This is a genomic window from Sphingomonas koreensis, assembly GCF_002797435.1.
GTDB lineage: Bacteria > Pseudomonadota > Alphaproteobacteria > Sphingomonadales > Sphingomonadaceae > Sphingomonas > Sphingomonas koreensis.
This window is the reverse complement of the sequence record NZ_PGEN01000001.1, coordinates 3,728,346-3,752,469: the sequence shown is the minus strand read 5'-3', so window position 1 is coordinate 3,752,469 and position 24,124 is coordinate 3,728,346. Positions and strand designations below refer to the sequence as shown.

Below are 24,124 nucleotides of genomic sequence, written 5' to 3'. Positions count from 1 at the left end.
ACAGGCGATTACGCCGCGCGGAACATCTCGGGCGGGAGCGCCATGATGGTCTCCGAACCGCCCTCGATCTTCCGCCGCAGCGCGCCGGCGTCAGGCATGATCCGCTCGGCATAGAAACGCGCGGTGACGAGCTTGGCTTCGAGGAACGCCTTGTCCTCCGCTTCGCCCGAGGCGAGCGCGGTGACCGCGGCGTCGGCCATGCGCAGCCACATCAGGCCAATGGCGACGATGCCGGTGAGCTGCATGTAGCTGTAGGCACCGGCGCCGACCTGATTGGGGTTCTGCATCCCGTTGGCCATGAACCACATGGTCGCGGCCTGAAGCTGGCCATTCGCCTTTTCCAATGCTTCGGCGAAGCTTGCGAGTTCGGGCTTGCCCTTGGCGGCGGCGATTTCCTCACCGACCACCTTGAAGAAGGTCTGGATCGCGCGACCGCCATTCTGGGCAAGCTTGCGGCCGACCAGATCCATCGCCTGCACGCCGTTGGTGCCTTCATAGATCATCGCGATACGGGCATCGCGGACATATTGCTCCATGCCCCATTCGGCGATGTAGCCATGGCCGCCATAGACTTGCTGCGCGTCGGTCGCGATCTTGTAGCCGGCATCGGTGCCGACGCCCTTGATCACCGGGGTAAGCAGGCCAACAAGGTCGTCGGCGAGCTGCCGTTCTTCCTCGGTCGCGGCGAGATGAGCGAGATCGACCTGGAGGCCACCCCACAGGCACAGCGCGCGCAGCCCCTCGGTCATCGCCTTGGCTTCCATCAGCATGCGGCGGACGTCGGGATGAACGAACAGCGTATCGGCCTTCTCCTCCGGGTCCTGCGCGCCGGTGAGCGCGCGGCCCTGGCGCCGGTCGCCGGCATATTGGACGGCGTTCTGATAGGCGACCTCGCCGATGCCCAGGCCCTGAAGCCCGACGCCGAGACGCGCGGCGTTCATCATGATGAACATTGCGGCGAGGCCCTTCATTTCCTCACCGACCAGCCAGCCCGTGGCGCCGTCATAGTTCATGACGCAGGTCGAGTTGCCGTGGATGCCCATCTTGTGCTCGATCGAGCCGCACGACACGGCGTTGCGATCGCCTAGCGAGCCGTCGTCGTTCACGATGAACTTGGGCACCACGAACAGCGAAATACCCTTGCTGCTCTCCGGAGCGCCGGGTGTCTTGGCCAGTACGAGGTGAATGATGTTGCTCGTCAGGTCATGTTCGCCGGCCGAGATGAAGATCTTGGTGCCGGTGATCGACCAGCTGCCATCGGCGTTCGGCTCGGCACGGGTCTTGATGAGGCCGAGATCGGTGCCGCACTGCGGCTCGGTCAGGTTCATCGTGCCGCCCCATTCGCCCGAGATCATCTTGGGGACGTATTTGGCCTGCTGTTCGGGGCTACCCTTGACCAGCAGCGACGCGATCGCGCCATGGGTGAGGCCCGGATACATGGCGAAGGCCATGTTCGAGCTGATCATGAACTCCTGAAACGCGGTCGAGACGACGTGCGGCATGCCCTGCCCGCCGAATTCCACGGGCGCGGAGAGCGTGCCCCAGCCGCTCTCGACGAACTGGGCATAGGCTTCCTTGAACCCGTCCGGCGTGGTGACGCTTCCGTCGGGGTTGCGCTTGCAGCCCTGCTGGTCGCCCGAAAGGTTGATCGGGAACAGCACCTCAGCGACGAACTTGCCGCCCTCTTCCAGCACCGCGCTGACCACATCGGGGGTCGCGGCGGCGAAACCGGGAAGGTTGGCGTAGCGATCGATCTTCAGGACGTGATCGAGCACGAAACGGGTATCGCGCACGGGGGGCGTATATTGCGGCATCTCTCTGTTCCTGTTCTTATTTCGCGGGTTGTGCGCGGCCTTCGAGGACCGCGACGAAATCTTCGAGTTCGGCGATGTGCGCGTCGATATCGACCTTCTGGCGCTCGAGAAGCTCGATGCGCGCGCGGCACTTGTCGAGCGTCACCTGATGCTGGGTCTTGCGGCCGTCGCCGACGTCGTAGAGGTCGATCATCTCGCGGATCTCGGCGAGGCTGAAGCCGACGCGCTTGCCGCGCAGGATCCAGGCGAGTCGCGCGCGATCGCGGTGCGAGTAGATGCGGGCAAGGCCGCGTCGCTCGGGCCCGATCAGCCCCTCATCCTCGTAGAAGCGCAATGCTCGCGCCGTCACCTCGAACTCGGCGCACAGGTCCGAGATCGAGAAGCTCTCCTTGTCAGGCCGGGCTTCGGTCGGAGCGAAGCTGGCGACATGCTTCATGGTCGTTGCCATGAAGCCGATCTACGCCAGCCTTACGTTAACGTCAATCGTCGCAAAGCCGCTTTCCTTCGGCGCTGCGCAATGCCCGTGCTTCGGCCGCCGATCCGCTCAGCCGTTCGGCATCCAGCGCGGCGAAGGACGCGCGTGGGCCGCAGAATTTGGCGCATTCGGGCGGCACCGTCGCGGGGAAGCGGATATGTTCGCCATCGAAGCGGGCGTCGAAGGAGCAGCTGACGCCGTTCTTGCCGGTGAGCGTCACCGCCAGCGTCTCACCTGATCGCGTGACGGCGCCGGTGCCGGTGCACGACAGGCCATCGCCATAGTCGACGAACGCGCCGATGCGGTAGCTGTCGCCCTTCCGGACGACACAGACCCGGTCGGTATCGCGCGCGTAGAGGCCGGTCAGATCGGTCTCCGCCGGATCGCGGACGAGGCCGCGTTCGATCGCAGCGGACTCGAGGTCCTGGGGCGTGGCGGACTGATTCCCGTGCCCGCCACCCGAGCAGGCGGCAAGGAGGAACAGCGCCGCAACCGCAAGCCTCATGCGTCGCGCACCAGCGCGCCGCTCTCGATCCGCCGGAAGAAGCAGCTGCGCTCGCCGGTGTGACAGGCGGGACCAGCAGCATCGACCTTAAGCCACAGCGCATCCTGATCGCAGTCGATCCGCGCCTCGACCACGCGCAGGACGTTGCCGGAGCTTTCGCCCTTCTTCCACAGCCGCCCCTTGCTGCGCGACCAGAACCACGCCTCCCCGCTCTCCAGCGTCTTCGCCAGCGCATCGGCATTCATATGCGCGAGCATGAGCAGTTCGCCGGTCGCGACGTCGGTGGCGACGGCGGTGATGAGGCCGTTGGCATCATATTTGGGGTTGAGGGTCAGGGTGGAGTCGCGCGGGTCGGTCATGCGGTCTTGTTAGCGCCAACCCGCGCCAGCCGTCATCCCCGACATGTCCTGTGCCGTTCGCAATACCCGCTTTGCTTTCGCACCGTAGCGGAATAACGCCGCGTCAAGGCAAGTTTGCGGTTCGCCAAGGGGAGGATGCCGGGAATGAAATCGGGTCTGATACTGGCAAGCTTGGGGCTACTGCTTCTGCCTGCCAAGGCGTCGGCAACCTTTTCGATCATCGCCTGCGACGAAACACGGGCATGCGGCGCCGCGGTGGCGACCAACAACCTCGCCGTCGGGGCCAGCGTCATCTATGCTCAGGCCGGGGTGGGCGCGATCGCCACCCAGTTTGAGACCAACCCGAGCTATGGCCCCAAAGGGCTGGCACTGCTGGCGCAAGGCCAGGCGGCGGACGCGACGCTGAAGGCGCTGCTGGACGGGGACGGGAATTTCGAGGGGCAGGACATCGGCTATCGCCAGGTCGGCGTGGTCCGGCTGAACGCGCCGGGCGTTGCCTATACTGGTACGGAGGCGCTGGCGTCGGGCTGGTCCGGGACGCTGACCGGCCAGGGCTACAGCGTCCAGGGCAACGGCCTTGCCGGCGAAGCCGTGCTGACCGCGATCCGCGACTCCTTCCTGAAGACGAAGGGACCGCTCGCCGAGCGCCTGCTTGCGGCGATCCAGGCAGGAGAGGCAGCGGGCGGCCAGACCAACGGGCGCCTATCGGCCGCTCTACTAGTCCGCACGATCGAGGGCGGCTGGCAGGATGTCGACTTCAGAGTCGACGCCGCCGCCGCGCCCATCACCGAGTTGGAGCGCCTGCTGGGCATGCGCCGCGCGAACGATGCGATGATCGACGCCGAACGCGCGTGGCGGAAGGGCAACAAGGAAGAGACCGTGCGCTACATGACCAAGGCCGCACTGCTTGGGCCGGGATGGGACCGGATCTGGCGCCGGATCACGCGCCTGTCGCTGACGATGGGCGACACGGATCGGGCTTGCCGGGCCTTCACCACCTTCGCCACCCTCAACCCAGTCTGGGCCGGAATCGAACGGAAGGACCCTTTCTACGCGCCGCTCGCCGGATCGGCGTCCGGCAAATGCGAAGCGGCCGCAGCTTCACGCCGCGGCCGCCCCTGATCGCATCGACGTCGCTCAGGCGAGGTCGAATCGGTCCGCGTTCATCACCTTGGTCCAGGCTGCGACGAAGTCCTTGACGAACTTCTCCTCATGCCCGGTCTCCGCATAGACCTCCGCCACCGCACGCAGTTCGGAGTTCGACCCGAAGATCAGGTCGGCACGGCTGGCACGCCAGGTCTCGCCGCCGCTGGTGCGGTCGGTCGCGACATATTCTTCGTCGTCCGAGCCATCCACGGCCTTCCAGACATTGGTCATGTCGAGCAGGTTGACGAAGAAGTCGTTGGTGAGCTGGCCGGAGCGTTTGGTGAAATGGCCATGGCCGCGCTCGCCGTGATTGGCGCCGAGTACGCGCAGGCCGCCGATCAGCACCGTCATCTCCGGCACTGACAGGCCGAGCAGCGAGGCGCGGTCCAGCATCATCTCCTCGGTCTTCACCGCCAGCTTCTTCGGCAGATAGTTACGGAAGGCGTCCGCCTGCGGCTCCATCACCTCGAAGCTGTCGGCGTCGGTCTGTTCCGCGGTCGCGTCACCGCGGCCACCGGTGAACGGGACGGCGACGCTGAAGCCAGCGTCCTTGATCGCCTTTTCCAGCGCGACCACGCCGCCGAGCACGATGGCGTCGGCCATCGACAGGCTGCCGCGCAGCCCGTCGAGTGTTTGGAGCACCCTGGCGAGCATCGCGGGCTCGTTGACCTCCCAGTCCTTTTGCGGGGCGAGCCGGACGCGCGCGCCATTCGCGCCGCCGCGATGGTCTGACTTGCGATAGGTGCTGGCCGAGGCCCAGGCGGTCTTGACGAGCTGGCTGACCGTCAGGCCGCTGGCGGCGATCTTCGCCTTTACCGCGGCGACCTCGGCGTCGGACGGCATGGTGCCGGCGGGGATCGGATCCTGCCAGATCAGGTCTTCGGCGGGCACTTCCGGGCCGAGATAGCGGACCTTGGGCCCCATGTCGCGATGGCACAGCTTGAACCAGGCGCGGGCAAAGGCGTCCTTGAACGCTTCATGGTCGTTGCGGAACTTCTCGCTGATGACGCGGAACTCCGGGTCCATCTTGAGCGCCATGTCGGCGGTGGTCATCATCGTCGGCACCTTCTTTGAAGGGTCATGCGCCGCGGGGGCCATGTCCTCTTCCTTCTGGTTCACCGGCTGCCACTGCTGCGCCCCCGCGGGCGAGCGGACCAGTTCATAATCATAGTCGAGCAGCAGGCGGAAATAATTCTCGCTCCACTCCGTCGGCGTGTTGACCCAGGCACCCTCGATACCGCTGGTCACGGCATGCTCGCCGATGCCGCCGCTTTCATGGCTGCTGACCCAGCCAAAGCCCTGTGCGGCAAGGTCGCCGCCCGCGGGCGCAGCGCCGAGCAGCGAGGCGTCGCCATTGCCATGCGCCTTGCCGAAGGTGTGGCCGCCGGCGGTCAGTGCGACGGTCTCCTCATGGTTCATCGCCATGCGCTCGAACGTCGCCTTGATGTCCCGCGCAGAGGCCAGCGGATCGGGCACGCCGCCCGGCCCCTCCGGATTGACGTAGATCAGGCCCATCTGGATCGCGGCGAGCGGCCCCTCAAGCGCCTCCATGCCCTTGTCGGGATCGATGCGGGTCTGGACGCCCTCATTCACCCATTTGTCCTCGGAGCCCCAATAGATGTCGCGTTCCGGCTCGAACACGTCGGCGCGGCCGCCGCCAAAGCCGAACACGGGACCGCCCATGCTTTCGATCGCGACATTGCCGGTCAGGATGAACAGATCGGCCCAGCTGATATGCTTGCCGTATTTGCGCTTGATCGGCCACAGCAGGCGGCGCGCCTTGTCGAGATTGCCGTTGTCGGGCCAGCTGTCGAGCGGCGCAAAGCGCTGCTGCCCGCTATTGGCGCCGCCGCGGCCGTCCGCGGTGCGATAGGTGCCCGCCGCGTGCCAGGCCATGCGGATGAAGAACGGGCCGTAATGCCCATAGTCCGCCGGCCACCAGGGCTGGCTGTCGGTCATCAGCGCGGTCAGGTCCGCCTTGAGCGCAGCGTAATCCAGTTGCTTGAAGGCCTCCGCATAGTCGAAATCGGGACCCATCGGGTTTGACGGGCCATTGGGGTTGAGGATTTCGGTAGCCAGCATTTCGGGCCACCAGTCGCGGTTGGTGCGCCCGAGCAGGGCGCGAACGCCGCCGTTGAACGGGCAGCCGCCGCCGTCGATCGATCCGGTCTTCGCGTCCATGTGCTGATCCCTCCTTATGATGTGGTTCTGGAGGGAGGCTAAGCGAACGCTCGCCGCGACCAAAACGAGATAAACAGGTCAGTGCCAGCGGGAAAATCGATCAATAGGACCCGTTTTGACATATTCGATCAATGATCGCGGATCGCCTCGATCAGCTCGTCCTTCGTCATGTCCGACCGGCCCTCGATGCCAATCTCCTTCGCTTCCGCATACAGTGTTTCCTTGCTGCGATTCTCGAGGTGCGTGCTGTCATGGTCGAGCGATCCTTCGGCCTTCGCATTGGCGATCCGCGCAGCCTTTTCCTTCGATGCGCCTTCCTCTCTCAGCTTCTCGTAGAGCGAATCGTCCTTGATCTGAGGCCCGTGATCCTTGGCCATTTCCGGTCTCCTTCGGGTCTCTAACGCAAATGGAAACGGTGAGGTCCGATGGTTGATGTTACAAAAGGGCGACAAGTGCCGATCGAGCGCCTATATGCGCGCCCATCGACCAACGATTCCCCCGCGAAGGGCCGATGCTGACCACGAATCCGTTTGATGACGACAAGCTGCGCGAAGAGTGCGGCATCTTCGGCGTTTCCGGCGCCGACGGTGCGGCTGCACTGGTCGCGCTTGGCCTCCATGCGCTCCAGCACCGCGGCCAGGAGGCCGCCGGGATCACGAGCTGGGACGGCACCCATTTCCACAGCCATCGCGCGATGGGCCATGTCGCGGGCAATTTCGACCGCGACGAGGTGATGCGTACGCTGTCGGGCAGCGTTGCCTGCGGCCATGTCCGCTACGCGACGACTGGCGATTCGGGAATGCGCAACGTCCAGCCGCTCTATGCCGAGCTGGCGAACGGCGGCTTCGCGGTGGCGCATAACGGCAACATCTCCAACGCGCTGCACGTGCGCCGCGAGCTGATCCAGCGCGGTTCGATCTTCCAGTCCACATCGGACACCGAGACGATCATCCACCTGGTCGCGACCAGCGGATACAAGGACCTGCTCGACCGCTTCATCGACGCACTGAAGCAGATCGAGGGCGCCTATTCGCTGATCTGCATGACGCCCGAGGGCATGATCGCGTGCCGCGACCCGCTGGGCATCCGCCCGCTGGTCATGGGCAAGCTGGGCGACGCGTACATCTTTGCGTCGGAAACGGTCGCGCTCGACGTGGTCGGCGCCGATTTCGTCCGCGAGATCGATCCGGGCGAGCTGGTGATCGTTCAGGACGGCGAGCTGCGCTCGATCCGCCCCTTCACCGCGATCGCGCCGCGCCCGTGCATCTTCGAATGGGTCTATTTCAGCCGCCCCGATTCGATCGCGCAGAACCGTTCGGTCTATGGCGTGCGCAAGGCGATCGGCGCGCAGCTCGCAATCGAATCCGGGATCGATGCCGATCTGGTCGTGCCGGTGCCCGATTCGGGCGTGCCCGCCGCCATCGGCTATGCCCAGCAATCGGGTATACCGTTCGAACTCGGCATCATCCGCTCGCACTATGTCGGCCGCACCTTCATCCAGCCGAGCGCGGAAGTCCGCCGCCTCGGCGTCAAGCTCAAGCACAACGCCAATCGCGACCTGATCCAGGGCAAGCGCATCGTGCTGATCGACGATTCGATCGTGCGCGGCACCACCAGCCTCAAGATCGTCGAGATGATGCGCGAAGCCGGCGCCGCCGAAGTGCATATGCGCATCGCCAGCCCGCCGACGACGCACAGCTGCTTCTACGGCGTCGACACGCCCGAGCGCTCCAAGCTGCTCGCCGCCAAGATGGACGTGGCTGGCATGGCCGAGTTCATCAAGGCCGACAGCCTCGCCTTCGTGTCGATCGACGGTCTGTACCGCGCGCTGGGCGAGGCGGAGCGGACCCGGGTGCTGCCCAAATATTGCGATGCCTGCTTCACCGGCGAGTATCCGACGCAGCTGACCGACCATAATGAGCAGGCCGTGAGCCAGCTCGCCCTTCTCGACGAACCGGCCTGACCTCCATGACCGAACAGACCCTTGCAGGGCGCGTCGCGCTCGTCACCGGCGCGAGCCGCGGCATCGGCGCGGCGACCGCGATCGCGCTTGCCGCGCAGGGCGCGCATGTCGTGCTGACCGCTCGCACCGCCGGCGGCCTCGAGGAAGTCGAGGAAGCGATCTTCGCGGCGGGCGGATCTGCCACCATCGCGCCGATGGACCTGCTCGAGACCGATTCGATCCCGCGCCTCGCCGCCGCCGTGGCCGAACGCTGGGGCAAGCTCGACCTGCTGGTGCTCAATGCCGCCGCGCTCGGCACGCTGTCGGCGATCTCCGCCTTCGACCCCAAGGAAGTCGCCAAGACGCTGGCGCTCAATGTCAGCGCACAGGCGGCGCTGATCGGTGCGTTCGATCCGCTGCTGCGCAAGGCCGACAATGGTCGGGTGATCGGACTTACCTCAACCGTCGCGCGCACGCCGCGCGCCTTCTGGGGCCTGTACGGGGCGACCAAGGCGGCGTTCGAGAATCTCGTGCTGAGCTATGGCGAGGAAGTGCGCAACCTGACCAGGGTGCGCGTCGCCCTGCTCAATCCCGGCGCCACCCGCACCAAGATGCGCGCGCGCGCCTATCCGGGCGAAGCGCCCGAGAGCGTCAAGCCGCCCGAAGCGGTGGCCGAGCGGATCGTCGCGATGTTGGCCGAGGACTTCGAGACCGGGGCATTCGAAGCGCTCGACTAGAGTTTGATTGAGCTTGGCTGAATCGCGGCACCGGACTCCTGAACCTCGCCGCTCGGGCCCAATCGGACTCGGTTCATCGCAATTGCGACTGGCTCGCCCTTCCGATCTGCGGATCGCTTCCTAGCTAATGCCCGAAAGGGAGAGCAGGAATGTATTCGCCGCCAGCGACTATCGCCCCGGAGATCATCGCCTGCATCGCCGAGGGGCGTCTCCCTACCATGCGTGAATTGCGGCGCGTCGCCGAACGAATCCGCAGCGAGCTTCGCGGCGCGCAGAGCGTGTTCCGCTGGGGCCGCTCGCACCAGGCGCGGTTCGAACGGCGCCTGATACTGCGTGCGGCGCTGGCCGCGCTTGCCGGCACCGGCGGCCGGATTGCCCAGCCGGCCGCGATCGACGCCTGATCCCTACTCCGCGAGGAACGCCTTCACCTCGTTCTGGAAGAAGGGCGCATTGTCCCACATCAGGAAGTGCGCGGCGTCGGGAACGCGCTTGAGCGTCGCGCCCTTCAGGGGCGCGTAAGATGCCTGATAATAGCCGTCGATCTGCGCGTCGGTGACCGGCGCGCCTCTCGGCGTCACATAGAGTACCAGCGTCTTCGCAGTGACCTTTGGCAGCTCGGGCATCAAATTGGTCATGACGAGCTCGCCATAGGCACGCGCCGCGACGTCGCGGTCGGACTTCATCGAATCCTCGAGCGCGCCGGCGCGCATGCTCTCGGTCGCGACCATAGAAGCGATCGTCTGCTCGAGCCGCTTGGCATAGGCGTCTTCGGGGGCCGTCCGCATGCTGGTCATGATGCCTTCGGCGATCGGCTTAAGCGTCTCGGGTGTCGCGTTGGGCCCGCCGAACATCGCGCCCATGAACGGGAACATGTCGACGACCATCAGCTTCGACACGCTGGCGGGATGGCGCGCGGCGAGCATCATCCCCATCGTCCCGCCCATCGAATGGCCGATCACGGCGACCGGACCCAGCTTCTGCTCGGCGATATAGCGGGCGATCTCTTCCGCCACCGGCGCGGCGACATTGCCTTCGGCGTTGCCGCCCTTGCCGGTTCCGGCGAAACCATGGACCAGCACCTTGTGCCAGCGATAGCCGGGAGTCGCGGCGATCATCTCCGTCCACACGCGCGGGCTGGAGCTGAGGCCCGGGATGAGGATGACGTCCTTGCCCTCCCCTTCGACCGTCACCGTGATGCGGGAGGAGGCGAACCCCTTCGCCGTGGCGGGTGCCGCCGTCAACATGGCAGCGAACAGCAGGGCGACGAACGCGAACAGGCCGCGGCGGTGAATCATGGCAGTTTCTCCCGGTTTCGGGCGAAACTATCGGGGAGGAATCGGCTCGTCCATCTCGATCACGATACCCTCGTCTGCCGCGACTTCCTCGTCGAGTTCTTCCGCGCGAAAGGTCTCGCGGTTCATCACGAAGCTGCCGTGATAGCCCGAAAACCGCCATTCTCCGGTAACTTCGGTGCCGTCGTCGCTGATCGTACCGGCATAGGCGACCGAATGCGCAAGCGGCCCCGCCGGATCGTACTGCTTCATGAAGCGCAGCCGGCTTCCCATCCGGTCGCCATCGACAAAGGCGCGGCGGACCTCCTCCATCCAGGTCGTGTCCGGCTCGGTGATCGTCCCACTCACGTCGCCTGCCATCTCGTCCAGATGCGCGATGAAGCTGTTCTCCTCGACCCCGGCGGACGAGGCGAAGTAGCGGCCGTACCAGACCCCGGTCACATCCTGCGGATCGTTCATTGCGCCTCCACCAGCGTGTCCAGCTCGATCAGGGTCAGGGGTTCGGCGCAGAGATAGCCCTGATAGAACTGGCACCCTTCCTTGGCGAGCAGTTCGAGCTGCTCCTGCGTCTCCACCCCTTCGGCAACGACCGCGAGGCCCAGCGAACGCGCCATGTCGATCACCCCGCGCACCACCACCCGGTCTCGCGCCGAACCGGTGATGTCCTGGGTGAGCTTGCGGTCGATCTTGAGATAGTCGAGCGGAAGCGCCTTGAGATAGGCTAGGCTGGAATAGCCGGTCCCGAAATCGTCGATCGCGACCCGGCATCCCGCCGTGCGCAGCACGGCGAGCAGGCGCGCCGCCTCGCTGAGGTCGCCGATCAGCCCGCCCTCGGTGATCTCGACCGTGAGGCGGCTGCGCGGAAATCCGCTCGCGTCCACCCAGTCGAGGAACAGATCTGCGAAATTGCTCCGTGCGACATCCGCAGCGGTGACGTTCACCGAGAGGCGAAGCGCCCGCAGCGCCGCGGGCCAGTGTGCGGCCTGATCCAGCGCGAGCCGCTGTACATGTTCCGACAGCGCCAGTTCGAGCCCTCCTCGCGCCGCCGCTGCAAACAGCATCTCCGCGCCGATCTCGCCCGAAGCATGGCGCCACCGGGCGAGCGCCTCGACCCCGACGATCGCACCTGCCGAAACGGCAACCTGCGGCTGGAAACGCAGCTCGATCTCTCCCGCTTCCATCGCGCGGCGCAGGTCGAGCGCGAGCGTGTCGAGCGGCACCGACCCCGGGGCGGCATCGTTTCCGGCCAGCGCATCGCTGGCACGGCGCAGCAGCTCCGCGGCGCTGTCGTCGGGTTCGGAGAGCGCCACTGCAGTGCGCGCGCCGAGCGGCATGATCTCGTCGCCGATCACGAACGGCCTGGACAGTGCCTCGCCGACGCGCGCAGCGACCGACGCAAGCAACTCCGGTGCAGCGCTCTCGGATGCGACGACGAACTCGGGGCCCGCGATCCTTGCTGCGACAAAATGCCGGCCCAGCACCTCGCGCGCTGCCTCGCCAAGCCGGCCCGATGCGGCGCGCAGCAGCGCGTCCCCCGCCGGACGGCCATAGGCGGTGTTGACCATCTCGAACCGGTTCAGTGCCGCGAGGACGACGCCCACCGGTTGACCGTCGCTCAACCGCCGTTCGATCCAGCGGCGCACCCCTGCACCGTCATGCACGCCTGACAGCGCATCGCGTACGGCGGCTCCGGCATCGACCTCGGCCAGCCGCTCGATCAGCGCGTGGATCCGTCCCGTGCGCTGGTCGTGCTGCAGATGCTCGACGACGCGGCCCGCCCCCTTGAGCTCGTGCGCGAAGGCGGTCGCCGAAAGCCCGTCGCGCAGGCGGCCGAATGCGGCGCGCAGCGCCCCCCGGTCGCTCGCGTCCACCCGGCGCAACATGGCGTGCACCGAAGGCTGCTCCGCCAACCCCAGCAACGCTGCGAGCGCGGGCGTGACCTGGACCGAAGCCAGCGCGGGATCGTAGCGCCAGCCCAACGGCTCGGCATCGCCCACGATCACCGGCCCTTCTCCTCCAACGCGCTCCGCATGCCGCGCGGCAAAGCGAAGCGCCTGGACGAATTCCGCTTCGCGCATCGGGCTGGCGAGGAAGTGCGTGGCGCCGGCGTCGTAGAATTCCCCGAGACGGGCTGCATCGTTGCGCGAAACCAGCGCAAGCAATGCGCCGCCGGTCGCCCCGGCGACACCTGCTAACGCGCGCACTGCGGCCAACCCCTCCTCGACTGCGCCGCGCGCATCGACCACCGCAACCGCGGCCCCGCTCGCCAGCAGCCGCCGCTCGGCACCGTCGGCACGGCGCGCTGCGACGACCCGCCATCCTGCCCCGGCGGCAAGCGCGGCAAGCTCGTCACGCTGACGAAACGACAGCAGGAAAACCGGCCGTTCGCGCCCGGTCATCGGCGTGGCTTGAATGGGCGCGAGGTCGGTCATCCGAATCAACCTAACCCAAGGCTTGCTGCGAAGTCATCAACGGCTTAGCTGCATATTTCATGGCGACCGCGCCCGCCCTGATCGACCGTCACGGCCGCACGATCCGCTACCTCAGGGTATCGGTAACCGATCGGTGTGATCTGCGCTGCCGCTATTGCATGGCCGAGAAGATGACCTTCCTTCCGCGCAGCGAATTGCTTGCGCTCGAAGAGATCGCACTGATCGCCGAACGCTTCATCGCACGGGGCGTCGCCAAGATCCGGCTGACCGGCGGCGAACCCCTGGTGCGCCGCGACGTGATCGATCTGGTGCGCCGGCTGGGGCGGCATGTCGGATCGGGGCTCGACGAACTGACATTGACCACCAACGGCATGCGGCTGGCCGAATATGCCGGGCCGCTCGTGCAGGCAGGCATCCGGCGGATCAACGTCAGCCTCGACAGCCGCGATCCGGAGACGTTCCGCCACATCACCCGCCACGGCGATCTCCAGCAGGTGCTGGACGGCATCGCCGCCGCCCGCACGGCTGGGCTGTCGGTCAAGATCAACATGGTCGCGCTCAAGGGGCTCAACGAGGCCGAGATCGCGCCGATGCTCGCCTGGACGGGCGCTTCGGGCATGGACCTGACGTTGATCGAGACGATGCCGCTCGGCGCGATCGATGAGGATCGGGCGGACCGTTTCCTGCCGCTGACCGAAGTGTTCGACGATCTGTCGCGCCGCTTCACATTGTCGCCCGACCCGCACCGCAGCGGCGGCCCTGCACGGTATTGGCAGGTCGCAGAGACCGGCGCGCGATTGGGATTGATCTCGCCGCTTACCGGCAATTTCTGCGAAAGCTGCAACCGCGTGCGGCTGACCACGGAGGGGAAGCTGTTCACTTGTCTCGGTCATGAAGACCATGTCGATCTGAAGACCGCCATTCGCGAAGGGGGCCTGACGGCGCTCGATGCCGCAATCGATGAAGCGCTCGCCGCCAAGCCGGCGCGGCATGACTTCAGCGTCGCGCGCGGCGCAGGCCCCGCCGTCGGCCGCTACATGAGCGTGACCGGCGGATGAGCGGTATCCGCCGGGCGCTCGTCGCTTCCCCCACCAACCCCGCCGAGGTCGCCGCGCACGAGCTGCTCGCCGCCCATGACTGGGTGCATCCCGACGAAGCCGAGATGATCGTCGCACTGGGTGGCGACGGGTTCATGCTTCAGACGTTGCACATGCTGCTGGAGAAGCATCGCAACCTGCCGGTATTCGGGATGAATCTCGGGACGATCGGCTTTCTGATGAACGAGTGGCGGCCCGACGGGCTCGACGCACGCCTTGCCCGCGCGCGACCGTTCAGGGTGACCCCGCTGGTGATGACCGCGACCACGGTCGAGGGCGACACGCATGTGCTGCCCGCGATCAATGAGGTGTCGCTGCTGCGCGAGACGCGCCAGACCGCCAAGCTCGAAGTGACCGTGAACGATCGCATCGTGCTGCCCGAACTGGTCTGCGACGGCATTCTGGTGGCCACCCCCGCGGGATCGACGGCGTACAACCTCTCGGCGCACGGGCCGATCCTGCCGCTGGGCTCGCAAATGCTGGCCCTGACCCCGATCAGCCCGTTCCGCCCGCGGCGATGGCGCGGCGCGATCCTTCCCGAAAAGACGCGAATCTCGCTGCAGGTGCTCGATCCGGGCAAACGTCCGGTGAGCGCAGTCGCCGATCAGCGCGAAGTCCGCGACGTCGCCCGCGTCGACATCGAGATCGATCCCAAGCGTGATCTGACGCTGTTGTTCGACCCCGAACATGCGCTGGACGACCGGATCACGATGGAGCAGTTCGTCGCTTAGCAAGCATCCGCCAGAATCTTTCCAAAATTGTTGTCCGCACCCGCTTGCCAAGCCTGAAACCCCCTCGTATAGGCGCCGCTCGCTGTTGTTCCCTGATAGCTCAGCGGTAGAGCTCTCGACTGTTAATCGAGCGGCCGTAGGTTCGAATCCTACTCAGGGAGCCAGCGATTCCTCCCAAATCGCCATTTCGCGTGATCGGCCCCGATCGGTTCCGGGCCGTTACGGGTATGCGCGCGCCATTCCGTTCCTTGAATGACGTTCAGCGAATGGACATTTGCGTTACACTATTCGTTACAACCACATATCGGCACGAGTCGCCGCAGTTGATTAGGAGGAATATCATGCGCACCAGTCAGTCCCGCCGGTCGCGGGTCGCGGCGCTTGCCCTCGCTCTCGCGTCGGCATCGGTGCTTGCGTCCTGCGCGACGCCCACGCCCTATCAGCCCGCCACCGGCAGCGGTTCCTACCGCACCGGATATTGGGACGAGCAGATCGAAAGCGACCGGTTCCGCGTCACCTTCGCAGGCAACAGCCTCACCTCGCGCGAGACGGTCGAGCGCTATCTGCTCTACCGCGCCGCCCAGCTGACCGTGGAGCGCGGCTTCGACTATTTCACCCTTTCCGACCGCGACACCGAAAAGAAGACGCGGACCTATGTCGACCGGCCGTTCGGGCCGGGGCCGTGGGGCTATTGGGGTCCGTCGTGGCGCTATTACAGCCCGCGCTGGGGCTGGCGCGGCTGGAGCCCCTTCTATGGCGATCCCTTCTGGGACCGCGACATCGATGTCCGCACGGTTGATCGCTACGAGGCGAGTGCCGAGATCGTCGTCGGCCGCGGCCGCAAACCCGACAATGTCCGTGCGTTCAGCGCACGCGAAGTGCTTGAGAATCTGGGCCCGTCGATCAGCCAGCCGCCGCGCCCGCGCTGAACCGAGCCGAAGACAAGCAAAAAGGGCCGTCCGGGAGATCGGACGGCCCTTTTCTATTCCAGCCCCTCCGAAGAGGAGCTAACGTAGCTCACAGCGCGCCGTGACAGTGCTTGTACTTGTTGCCCGAGCCGCAGGGGCACGGTGCGTTGCGGCTGACACGGCCCACCCATTGCGCGGGATCGTCACCCAGCGCTTCAGCATCCGGGCGCGGAATCTGCAACGCGGGCAGTTCGTTCGAGATCAGCCCGGCGGCGCCGGCATCCCAGTCGGCACTGTTGTCGATACCGGTGAGCGGATCGATATGCGTCGTCAGGAAGTCCGGCAGCTCGGGAAGTTCGGGCGGCGGCGAGAACTGGAACTCGGCCCAGGCGAGCGTGCGGGTCACATCCTCGCGGATGTTGCCGAGCATGCGCTCGAACATCGCGAACGCTTCCTGCTTATACTCGTTGATCGGCGTCTTCTGCGCATAGGCGCGCAGGTGGACCACCTGGCGCAGCGCATCGAGCATGCCGAGATGCTCCTTCCAGTGATGGTCCAGATTCTGCAGCAGGATCGACTTTTCGATCTGCATCCAGGTTTCCGGGTCGAGATCGTCGGACTTCGCCTTCACCCTCGCATCGGCCAGCGCGCGAATCTTGTTCTCGACGTCCTCGGGCTCGATCCCGTCCTGCTCGGCGATCCACGCCTCGATCGGCGCCTCGACGCCCAGCGTCTTCTGGACGCTTTCCTTGAGGCCTTCGACATCCCACTGCTCCGGGTAGGTTTCCGGCGGGCACGAGCGACCGACGATGTCGTTGACCGTCTCGGCACGCATGTCCTCGACGACATCGCCGACAGTCTCGGCGTCCATGATGTCTGAGCGCTGTTCGTACACCACCTTGCGCTGGTCATTCATGACGTCGTCATATTCGACGACCTGCTTGCGAATGTCGTAGTTGCGCGCCTCGACCTTCTTCTGCGCGGTCTCGATCGCCTTGGTCAGCCACTTGCTGCCGATCGCCTCGCCGTCGGCGATGTTGTTGCGCATCATCTTGGCGAACAGCGTGTCCGGGCCGAAGATGCGGAGCAGATCGTCGTCGAGGCTCAGGTAGAAGCGGCTGAGGCCCGGATCGCCCTGACGGCCCGAACGGCCGCGCAGCTGGTTGTCGATGCGACGGCTCTCATGCCGCTCGGTGCCGAGCACGAACAGCCCCCCGGCTTCGAGCACCTTCTGCTTCTCGGCCGAAACCTCGGCCTTGATCTGCTCGATCGCGGCATCGCGCTCCGGCCCTTCGGCCATGTCCTTGAGCTCGTCCTCGATGCGGAACTCGACGTTACCGCCAAGCTGAATGTCGGTGCCGCGGCCGGCCATGTTGGTGGCGATCGTCACCGCGCCCAGGCGGCCGGCCTGCGCGACAATGTGCGCTTCGTTCTCGTGCTGGCGCGCATTGAGCACCGAGTGATCGACGCCCTCCTTGGCAAGATACTCGGACAGCAGCTCCGACTTTTCGATCGAGACGGTACCGACCAGCACCGGCTGGCCCTTCGCCGCATGCTCCTTGATCGAGCGCGCGATCGCGATGAACTTGTCCTGCTGGGTCTTGTAGAACTCGTCGTCCTGATCGACGCGCTGCACGGGCTTGTTGGTCGGGATGGTGACCACGTTCATCTTATAGATGTCGAAGAATTCGGGCGCCTCGGTCGCCGCCGTGCCGGTCATGCCCGAGAGCTTCGGGTACATGCGGAAGTAATTCTGGAAGGTGATCGAGGCGAGCGTCTGGTTCTCCGGCTCGATGTTCACGCCTTCCTTGGCCTCGACAGCCTGATGCAGGCCGTCCGACCAGCGGCGGCCGTCCATCATGCGGCCGGTGAATTCGTCGATGATGATGACCTTGCCGTCCTTGACGACGTAGTCGATGTCGCGCTTGCGCATGACGTTCGCCTGCAACGCCTGGTTGAGGTGGTGGACCACCTGCGTGTTCTCGAAATCGTAGAGGTTCGCACCCTGAAGCAGTCCGGCAGCCTCTAGCATCCGTTCGGCGGTCTCGATCCCCTCCTCGGTCAGGACGACGCTCTTCTGCTTCTCGTCCTTCTCGTACAAGCTGTCATCGAGTTGCTTCACGATCGCATCGACGCCGATATAGAGTTCGGACTTGTCGTCGGTCGGGCCCGAGATGATCAGCGGGGTGCGTGCTTCGTCGATGAGAACCGAATCGACCTCATCGACGATTGCCATCGCGAACGGGCGCTGCACCATCGATGCGCGCTCATACTTCATGTTATCGCGCAGATAGTCGAAGCCGAACTCGTTGTTGGTGCCGTAGGTGATGTCCGCGGCATAGGCTTCGCGGCGCTGGTGATCGGCGAGGTTGGGGACGATCACGCCTACAGTCAGGCCGAGGAACTTGTAGATCTGTCCCATCCACTCAGCGTCGCGGCGGGCGAGATAGTCGTTGACCGTGATGACGTGCACGCCCTGCGCCGGCAGCGCATTCAGATAGGTGGCGAGCGTCGCCACCAGCGTCTTGCCCTCGCCCGTTCGCATCTCGGCGATCTCGCCACGGTGAAGCACGATGCCACCGATCATCTGCACGTCGAAATGACGCATGCCGAGCACACGGCGCGACGCCTCGCGCACCGTGGCGAAGGCTTCGGGAAGAATCGAGTCGAGCTTCTCGCCATTGGCCAGCCGCTCGCGGAACTTCACGGTCTGCGCCGCAAGCTCCTCGTCGGACAACGCCTGCAGCGCTGGCTCGAAGCCCGCGATCTTCTGAACGATCGCCCCCAGGCCTTTGACGTAACGGTCGTTGGACGAGCCGAATAGGGATTTGGCCAAACCGCCGAGCATGATGGATTCCAGTCATATGAAATTGCGGGATGCGCGCCCGCATCGCGGACGCAAGGATTCGGTGTACGAAAAGACCGCCCGGAGGCGGCGGCGCGGCTATTCCAGCCGGCGCTCGCTGGTCAGGCGCGCGGGACGAAGTGCCGGCGCGTCATGAATTGCGAAGAGCGCTGCGGCGGGCCGCTGCGGTATTGCGGTGGGGATCGCGGCGCTGGCCTTGGCGACGGCGGCAATCGCCTCCGCGGCGACTTCAGCGGCACGGGTGATCGCCGTCTCGCTTTGCCGCTGCGCCGCACGCAGATCACGGTCGCCGGCGAAAGCGCCGGTAAGACCCGCCAGCAGAGCGGAAAGGAACAGCAGCAATTGCACGATGTACCCTGTAACAACCCCATGTTGCCCGCCGCTGAACGGCGGAACGTGCAGGACATAGGGCGGGAGTCGGCTTCCTCCAACCCAAAAACTCGAAAATCAGTCGCCAATCACCCAACGCACCGGCAGGACCACCGACGCCCTCACCACTTCCCCCGCCACGCGCATCGGCGTGTAGCGCGCACGTGCAGCGATCTGGAAGGCGGCGGTATCGAGGTCCGCTGACCCCGAACTCTGGTGCACGCCGCAATCGATCAGCGTGCCTTCCTGGGTCAAGGTGCAGCGCAGCGATGTCGTTCCTTCACGCTCCTCCGCAAGCGCGGCGGGCGGGTAGTAGGTGCTGGGATTGGGCAGGAAGGTGAGACGCGGCCGCTCGTCTCCAGTCGGGTTATCGATGGCGGCGATCGGTGCCGTGGGCGTCGGGCGTGACGCGGGAAACGGCGCGGGACGTATCGGTGGCGACGACTGGGCCGCGACCAACAATGCGACCAGAATAGCCTGCAACATCGATCCAATCCCCCAGATCAATCGCGCATTCGTTCGACTTCGCATCCTACGCGCGCATCGGGATAGACGTCGAGCTTCATCGACCGAACCTTGACCGAACGCACCCGCGGATCAGCGGCAAGCGCGAGCCGCGCGACTTCTTCGCATAGCGTCTCCTGCAGTTCGATATGCCGCGCCGCGGCCAGCGCGCGGATTCCCGCACGCAGATAGTCGTAATCGACCACCGCCTCGATCAGGTCCGCGGGCACCGCGTCATAGGCACAGGTCAGCCACACGCTGACGGCGACCCGCTGGGGTGCTGCGCGCTCGTGATCGTGGATGCCGAGACCGATCGTGACTTCGAGCCCCTCGAGCAGGATCGTATACTCAACCATCGGGGCGCACTCGCCCCTCAAACATCACGTCCCCTTCACGCCGCACGAAACGCTGGCCGCAATCGACAAAGACATTCTGGCCGGTGATGCTGCGCACGGTGAGCAGATGCTCGACCGTGCGCGCGATGTCCACCAGGTCCACGCGCCGTTCCAGCAGGTTGCACGACGCGACCGCAGCAAATTCCGCTTCGCTCTGGTCGAGGCTCGGCAACGAAATTCCGGGCGAGACCGCATTGACGCGGATACGTGGCGCGAGCGCCATCGCAAGCAGCCGCGTTGCCTCGGCCAGTCCCGCCTTGCTCAGGGTATAGGTGAGAAAATCCGGGTTCGGGTTCTCCAGCTTCTGGTCGAGCAGATTGACGATCGCGCCGTCGCCAAGGCCGGTCTGCGACGCCATCGCCGAAGCGAGCAGCAACGGCGCGCCGAGGTTGACGTGCATATGCCGCTCGAGCCCCGAATAGTCCGCGAGCGGCAACGCGTCCCAGACGAAGAGCGAGGCATTGTTGACCAGCCCTTCGACCGGACCGCCCAATGCCGCCGCCGCCGCCTGGACCAATCCGCGCGTATCCGCCGCGTCGGCGAGATCGGCGGTGACGAGCGCAACGCCCAGTTCAGCCGCCAACGCCTCGGCCTCGTCATGCGAATCGTGATGATGCACCGCGACGCTGTGCCCGGCGGCGACAAGATACCGCACGATTGCCGCGCCGATCCGGCGCGCGCCACCGGTGACCAGAACGCGCATCAATAGCCCATCAGCGCCAGCACTTCCTTGCGGCTGCGCTCATCCTCGCGGAACACGCCCATCATCCGGCTGGTGACCATACCGACGCCCGGCGTACGCACGCCGCGCGCGGTCATGCAGGCATGGCTCGCCTCGATCACCACCGCGACGCCGCGCGGGTGGAGATGGTTCCAGATACAGTCGGCGACTTCCGCGGTCAGCCGCTCCTGCACCTGCAGCCGCCGCGCATAGGCGTGGAGCACGCGCGCCAGCTTCGAGATGCCGACGACATGGTCCTGGGGCAAATAGGCGATCGATGCCTTGCCGATGATCGGCGCCATGTGATGCTCGCAGTGCGACTGGAACGGGATGTCCTTCAGCAGAACGATCTCGTCATAACCGCCGACCTCCTCGAAGATCCGGGAGAGGTGGTGCGCGGGATCCTCGCCATAGCCCTGGCAATATTCCTTCCATGCGCGTGCGACGCGTTTGGGCGTATCGAGCAGCCCCTCTCGACTCGGATCGTCACCTGCCCAGCGCAGAATCGTGCGCACCGCCTCCGCGACCTCGTCCGGGACCGCGATCTTGGGCGGCGAAGCGACGATATCGCCGTCGCCGGGCTCGTGGTGATCGTGACAGCTCATCGTCCTGCAAATCCTGTCTTTTGTGCGTGACGCTACGGCAAGCACGCCTGCCTGTGTTGCGCTTCGGCAACAACCCTGCCTGAACCGGAATAGCAAGCATTTCCGCGGGATTCCTAGCGTGATTTGACGTTGACGTAAGGATTCCGGGAACGGTAGCTTCCGCAACAACACACACAGGTGACCGACAAAGAAGCGGCACCGCCCCAGAGAGGAGGCCTTTCATGCGGAAGTTCCAACTGCTCACCGCGTCTGCCATCGCGCTGATGGCCACGTCACCCGCCTTTGCGCAGGATACCGCCCCGGCTGCACCCGCCGCCGAGGAGGACGAAGTCGTCGTCGTCACCGCCACAGGCCGCGCCCAGGCGGCACAGGACGTGCCGATCGCGGTCAGCGTCGTCGGCGCCGAACAGCTCGAAAATGCCGGCGTCAGCGACATTCGCGGGCTGCGTCAGGTGACACCGAGCCTTCAGGTCACCACGGGCCAGTCGGCTGCGACAGGCGTGGTGCTGCGTATCCGCGGGATCGGTACCGCGGGCGACAACCCCGGTTTCGAACCGGCGGTGGGCGTGTTCATCGACGGCGTGTTCCGCGCCCGCGCCGGCGTTGCGCTGTCCGACCTGCCTCCGATCGATCGCGTCGAAGTACTGCGCGGCCCGCAGGGAACGCTGTTCGGCCGCAACACTTCGGCCGGTGCGCTCAGCATCACTACCCAGGGCCCTTCGTTCGACCTCGGCGGCTATCTCGAGGCGAGCTACGGCAACTATGACGAGATCGAAGTCAAGGGCGGCATCACCGGCGGCGTGACCGAGCAGCTCGCGCTGCGCGTGGACGGCGGCTACCACAAGCGCGACGGCTATATCACCGATCCGAACACCGGCCGCGACTTCAACAATATCGACCGCTATTTTGTGCGGGGCCAGGCGAAATTCGAGACCGCGGACGTCACCTTCCGCCTGATTGGCGACTATGCCGAAACCGACGAAGCCTGCTGTGGCGCGATCAACACCGGATCAGGCTTCGAACTGTTCCCATCCGGTCGCGATACCAGCACTGCGGGCGGCTTCCTTGGCTTCGTCACCAGCAATCTGATCAACACGCTGGCGCAAACGCCTGCGCTGGGTGGCGCAACCGGCCGCGTCGGTATTGTCCGGCCATTCGATCGCGAGGGGCGGCAGATGGCGACATCGCCGAACCGCAACCTGACCGAAAAGGTCAAGGAATGGGGCGTTTCAGGCCAGCTCGACTGGAATCTGGGCGACGTCACCCTCACTTCGATCACCGCTTATCGCGACTGGCGCGCGGTGCGCAGCCAGGACATCGACTTCTCCGGCGCCGACCGCGCTTATCGTGACGGCTACCGCACGGGCATCAAGGATTTCACCCAGGAACTCCGCCTCAAGGGCAGCGCGTTCGACGGGAAGCTCGACTGGCTCGTCGGCGGTTTCTACCTCAACGAGAAGCTGAACCTGACCGACGTGGTGCGTTACGGCACCCAGGCCGATCAGTTCGTCGACGGCCTCTTCAGCCAGCTGACCACCAGCCGGAATGCACTCGGGCAGCCTATCCTCCCCCTCCCTAACGGCACGCAGCTGTTCGGAACGCTGGGTGCAGGGGTGCCGCTGTTCGGCCAGGTCGCGTTCTCGCAGCTCACTGGACCGCAGCAGGCGTTCGTCCTCGCAAATCCCGGCATTCGCGACACTTTCTTCCTGCCGATTCCGCGCACACCCGACGGCGCGGGTCAGGTTGCCGACCGCTACAAGGTCGATACCCAGGCGTTCGCGCTGTTCACCCACAACATCATCAACTTCACCGACAACCTCTCGCTGACGCTGGGTCTGCGCTACAACCGCGAGACCAAGAAGATCGACGCCAACCTCAACTCGTCGGTGCCGTCGTGCAGCTTCTGGCTCAATCCGAACTCGGCGCTGTTCCGGCAGGCGCTGGCCTCGCAGGGGGCAAGCGCGACGAACCCCCAAGGTCTGTTCGCGCTCGCGCACCTCTATACCTGCAACCCGACGATCAATTCGGAGTTCAACGGCGCGTATAACGGCAAGCGGACCGAGGACGAGTTCACTGGCACCGCGAAGCTCGCGTTCAAGCTCTCGGATAACTATCTACTCTATGGCGGCTATGACCGCGGCTACAAGTCGGGCGGCTACAACCTCGACCGCGGCTCGTTCGACTCCCGCCTGTTGGTCATCGGCCGGGACGCCTCCAACAATCCGATCTTCGGTAACGGCGCGCAGATCAGCGATCTCGAGTTCGGCAACGAGCTGGTCGATGCCTTCGAAGTCGGCATCAAGAGCAACCCGATCCGCGGCCTCCAGATCAACCTCGCGGGCTTCTATCAGGAGTTCAAGGGCTACCAGAACAACTCGTTCGAAGGCACGCGCTTCGTCACCCGCAACTTCGCCAAGGTGATCTCGAAGGGCATCGAGCTCGAATCGGTGATCCGCCCCAGCTCGAACCTGACCTTCGCGCTCAACTACACCTTGCTCGACACCGAGGTGAAGGATCCGCTTGCCGGCTCGGACAATGGCAAGCCGCTGACCAACTCGCCGCGCAACGTCATCACCGGCGCGGTGACCTGGACCCCGCAGATCAGCGAGAATGTCGGCGCGCTGTTCCATGTCGACTGGCGCACGAACAGCGATGCGAACACGATCAACAATCCGCTCGCGCGGCCGTACACCACCAATGACGGCTACAGCATCGTCAACGCCCGTGTCGGCCTGAATTTCGGCGAAGGCGGCCGGTTCGGAATCGAAGCCTATGTCGAGAACCTCTTCGACACCTATTACAATATCACTGCTTTCCCGATCCCCGAGCAGGGCAGCAGCTTCGCGGTCTATCCCGCCCCGCCGCGCTTCTACGGTGTGAAGGCGCGCGTGAAGTTCTAAGGCCAGATCGGACCAGCCGGGGCATACCGGCGGCAAAGTGGCGCGTCCGGGCAACCGGGCGCGCCCTTCGCCGTTTAGGCCTCAGGATGAGAATCACCCAACCCCGCGCCCGCCCGTTCAGGCCCGGCGGCGAACAAATGCCGTG

23 protein-coding genes and 1 tRNA gene are annotated in these 24,124 nt (G+C 65.4%); 9 read left to right on the top strand and 15 right to left on the bottom strand.

Annotated features, from left to right (window positions below; all coding sequences use genetic code 11):
- Positions 1 to 8: 8 nt before the first annotated feature.
- The 4 genes from BDW16_RS17935 to hisI are packed head-to-tail and all read right to left on the bottom strand — an operon-like array spanning position 9 to position 3,153.
- Positions 9 to 1,814, bottom strand: a complete 1,806-nt coding sequence (locus BDW16_RS17935; protein ID WP_066574713.1) for an acyl-CoA dehydrogenase C-terminal domain-containing protein — start codon at positions 1,812 to 1,814, stop codon at positions 9 to 11.
- 16 nt (positions 1,815 to 1,830) lie between these two features.
- The gene (locus tag BDW16_RS17930) at positions 1,831 to 2,250 is read right to left on the bottom strand and encodes a MerR family transcriptional regulator (protein ID WP_066575014.1); all 420 of its coding nucleotides are present in this window, start codon (positions 2,248 to 2,250) and stop codon (positions 1,831 to 1,833) included.
- A 43-nt stretch (positions 2,251 to 2,293) separates the two neighbouring features.
- Complete coding sequence (locus tag BDW16_RS17925; protein ID WP_066574715.1) at positions 2,294 to 2,794, bottom strand: hypothetical protein; 501 nt, start codon at positions 2,792 to 2,794, stop codon at positions 2,294 to 2,296.
- Positions 2,791 to 3,153, bottom strand: a complete 363-nt coding sequence (gene hisI / locus BDW16_RS17920) for a phosphoribosyl-AMP cyclohydrolase (RefSeq protein ID WP_066574720.1) — start codon at positions 3,151 to 3,153, stop codon at positions 2,791 to 2,793. The genes BDW16_RS17925 and hisI overlap by 4 nt, the downstream gene beginning before the upstream one ends.
- 171 nt (positions 3,154 to 3,324) lie before the next feature.
- Here hisI and BDW16_RS17915 point away from each other — a divergent pair, with 171 nt between their 5' ends.
- Entirely contained in the window at positions 3,325 to 4,275 is a 951-nt protein-coding gene (locus BDW16_RS17915; RefSeq protein WP_157926360.1) for a DUF1028 domain-containing protein, read from the top strand.
- A gap of 15 nt (positions 4,276 to 4,290) precedes the next feature.
- On the opposite strand, the gene katG is transcribed toward BDW16_RS17915, so the two are convergent.
- Together katG and BDW16_RS17905 are read right to left on the bottom strand one after the other, a co-directional pair.
- Entirely contained in the window at positions 4,291 to 6,480 is a 2,190-nt protein-coding gene (katG, locus tag BDW16_RS17910) for a catalase/peroxidase HPI (RefSeq protein ID WP_066574725.1), read from the bottom strand.
- A gap of 128 nt (positions 6,481 to 6,608) precedes the next feature.
- Complete coding sequence (locus BDW16_RS17905) at positions 6,609 to 6,857, bottom strand: DUF7218 family protein (RefSeq protein WP_066574727.1); 249 nt, start codon at positions 6,855 to 6,857, stop codon at positions 6,609 to 6,611.
- 134 nt (positions 6,858 to 6,991) lie between these two features.
- Between BDW16_RS17905 and purF the strand changes: the two genes are divergently transcribed.
- The 3 genes from purF (at position 6,992) to BDW16_RS17890 (ending at position 9,560) form a co-directional block, all read left to right on the top strand.
- Positions 6,992 to 8,443: an amidophosphoribosyltransferase gene (gene purF / locus BDW16_RS17900; RefSeq protein WP_066574729.1), complete on the top strand. Its 1,452-nt coding sequence runs from the start codon at positions 6,992 to 6,994 to the stop codon at positions 8,441 to 8,443.
- A gap of 5 nt (positions 8,444 to 8,448) precedes the next feature.
- Entirely contained in the window at positions 8,449 to 9,159 is a 711-nt protein-coding gene (locus BDW16_RS17895; protein WP_066574731.1) for an SDR family NAD(P)-dependent oxidoreductase, read from the top strand.
- A 149-nt stretch (positions 9,160 to 9,308) separates the two neighbouring features.
- Positions 9,309 to 9,560, top strand: a complete 252-nt coding sequence (locus BDW16_RS17890; protein WP_066574734.1) for a hypothetical protein — start codon at positions 9,309 to 9,311, stop codon at positions 9,558 to 9,560.
- Positions 9,561 to 9,563: 3 nt separating this feature from the next.
- Here the strand turns inward: BDW16_RS17890 and BDW16_RS17885 are convergent, their stop codons facing one another.
- The 3 genes from BDW16_RS17885 to BDW16_RS17875 are packed head-to-tail and all read right to left on the bottom strand — an operon-like array spanning position 9,564 to position 12,883.
- Positions 9,564 to 10,454 (bottom strand): alpha/beta fold hydrolase, encoded by an 891-nt coding sequence (locus BDW16_RS17885; protein ID WP_066574736.1) that lies wholly within the window; start codon positions 10,452 to 10,454, stop codon positions 9,564 to 9,566.
- A 27-nt stretch (positions 10,455 to 10,481) separates the two neighbouring features.
- The gene (locus BDW16_RS17880; protein WP_066574738.1) at positions 10,482 to 10,910 is read right to left on the bottom strand and encodes a hypothetical protein; all 429 of its coding nucleotides are present in this window, start codon (positions 10,908 to 10,910) and stop codon (positions 10,482 to 10,484) included.
- Complete coding sequence (locus BDW16_RS17875; protein ID WP_066574740.1) at positions 10,907 to 12,883, bottom strand: putative bifunctional diguanylate cyclase/phosphodiesterase; 1,977 nt, start codon at positions 12,881 to 12,883, stop codon at positions 10,907 to 10,909. The genes BDW16_RS17880 and BDW16_RS17875 overlap by 4 nt, the downstream gene beginning before the upstream one ends.
- A 59-nt stretch (positions 12,884 to 12,942) precedes the next feature.
- On the opposite strand from BDW16_RS17875, the gene moaA reads away from it, so the two are divergent.
- The 4 genes from moaA to BDW16_RS17855 all read left to right on the top strand — a co-directional run bounded on the left by moaA (position 12,943) and on the right by BDW16_RS17855 (position 15,640).
- Positions 12,943 to 13,941, top strand: coding sequence for a GTP 3',8-cyclase MoaA (gene moaA, locus BDW16_RS17870; protein WP_066574754.1), 999 nt, complete (start codon positions 12,943 to 12,945; stop codon positions 13,939 to 13,941).
- Positions 13,938 to 14,711, top strand: coding sequence for an NAD kinase (locus BDW16_RS17865; RefSeq protein ID WP_066574756.1), 774 nt, complete (start codon positions 13,938 to 13,940; stop codon positions 14,709 to 14,711). The genes moaA and BDW16_RS17865 overlap by 4 nt, the downstream gene beginning before the upstream one ends.
- An 89-nt stretch (positions 14,712 to 14,800) precedes the next feature.
- A tRNA-Asn gene (locus BDW16_RS17860) sits at positions 14,801 to 14,875 on the top strand.
- 177 nt (positions 14,876 to 15,052) lie between these two features.
- The gene (locus BDW16_RS17855; RefSeq protein WP_066574759.1) at positions 15,053 to 15,640 is read left to right on the top strand and encodes a CC0125/CC1285 family lipoprotein; all 588 of its coding nucleotides are present in this window, start codon (positions 15,053 to 15,055) and stop codon (positions 15,638 to 15,640) included.
- A gap of 88 nt (positions 15,641 to 15,728) precedes the next feature.
- Here the strand turns inward: BDW16_RS17855 and secA are convergent, their stop codons facing one another.
- The 6 genes from secA to folE form a co-directional block, all read right to left on the bottom strand.
- On the bottom strand, positions 15,729 to 18,467 hold the full coding sequence (gene secA, locus BDW16_RS17850; RefSeq protein WP_066574761.1) for a preprotein translocase subunit SecA: 2,739 nt from the start codon (positions 18,465 to 18,467) through the stop codon (positions 15,729 to 15,731).
- Positions 18,468 to 18,563: 96 nt separating this feature from the next.
- A complete protein-coding gene (locus BDW16_RS17845) occupies positions 18,564 to 18,833 on the bottom strand; it encodes a hypothetical protein (RefSeq protein ID WP_075152603.1) in 270 nt (89 codons plus the stop codon).
- A 99-nt stretch (positions 18,834 to 18,932) separates the two neighbouring features.
- A complete protein-coding gene (locus BDW16_RS17840) occupies positions 18,933 to 19,340 on the bottom strand; it encodes an energy transducer TonB (protein ID WP_066574768.1) in 408 nt (135 codons plus the stop codon).
- Between the two features lie 17 nt (positions 19,341 to 19,357).
- A complete protein-coding gene (locus BDW16_RS17835; protein WP_066574769.1) occupies positions 19,358 to 19,714 on the bottom strand; it encodes a dihydroneopterin aldolase in 357 nt (118 codons plus the stop codon).
- Complete coding sequence (locus tag BDW16_RS17830) at positions 19,707 to 20,456, bottom strand: SDR family oxidoreductase (RefSeq protein WP_066574773.1); 750 nt, start codon at positions 20,454 to 20,456, stop codon at positions 19,707 to 19,709. The genes BDW16_RS17835 and BDW16_RS17830 overlap by 8 nt, the downstream gene beginning before the upstream one ends.
- Positions 20,456 to 21,079, bottom strand: coding sequence for a GTP cyclohydrolase I FolE (gene folE / locus BDW16_RS17825; RefSeq protein ID WP_066574776.1), 624 nt, complete (start codon positions 21,077 to 21,079; stop codon positions 20,456 to 20,458). The genes BDW16_RS17830 and folE overlap by 1 nt, the downstream gene beginning before the upstream one ends.
- A gap of 221 nt (positions 21,080 to 21,300) precedes the next feature.
- Between folE and BDW16_RS17820 the strand changes: the two genes are divergently transcribed.
- A complete protein-coding gene (locus BDW16_RS17820; RefSeq protein WP_066574783.1) occupies positions 21,301 to 23,979 on the top strand; it encodes a TonB-dependent receptor in 2,679 nt (892 codons plus the stop codon).
- Positions 23,980 to 24,124: the final 145 nt, after the last annotated feature.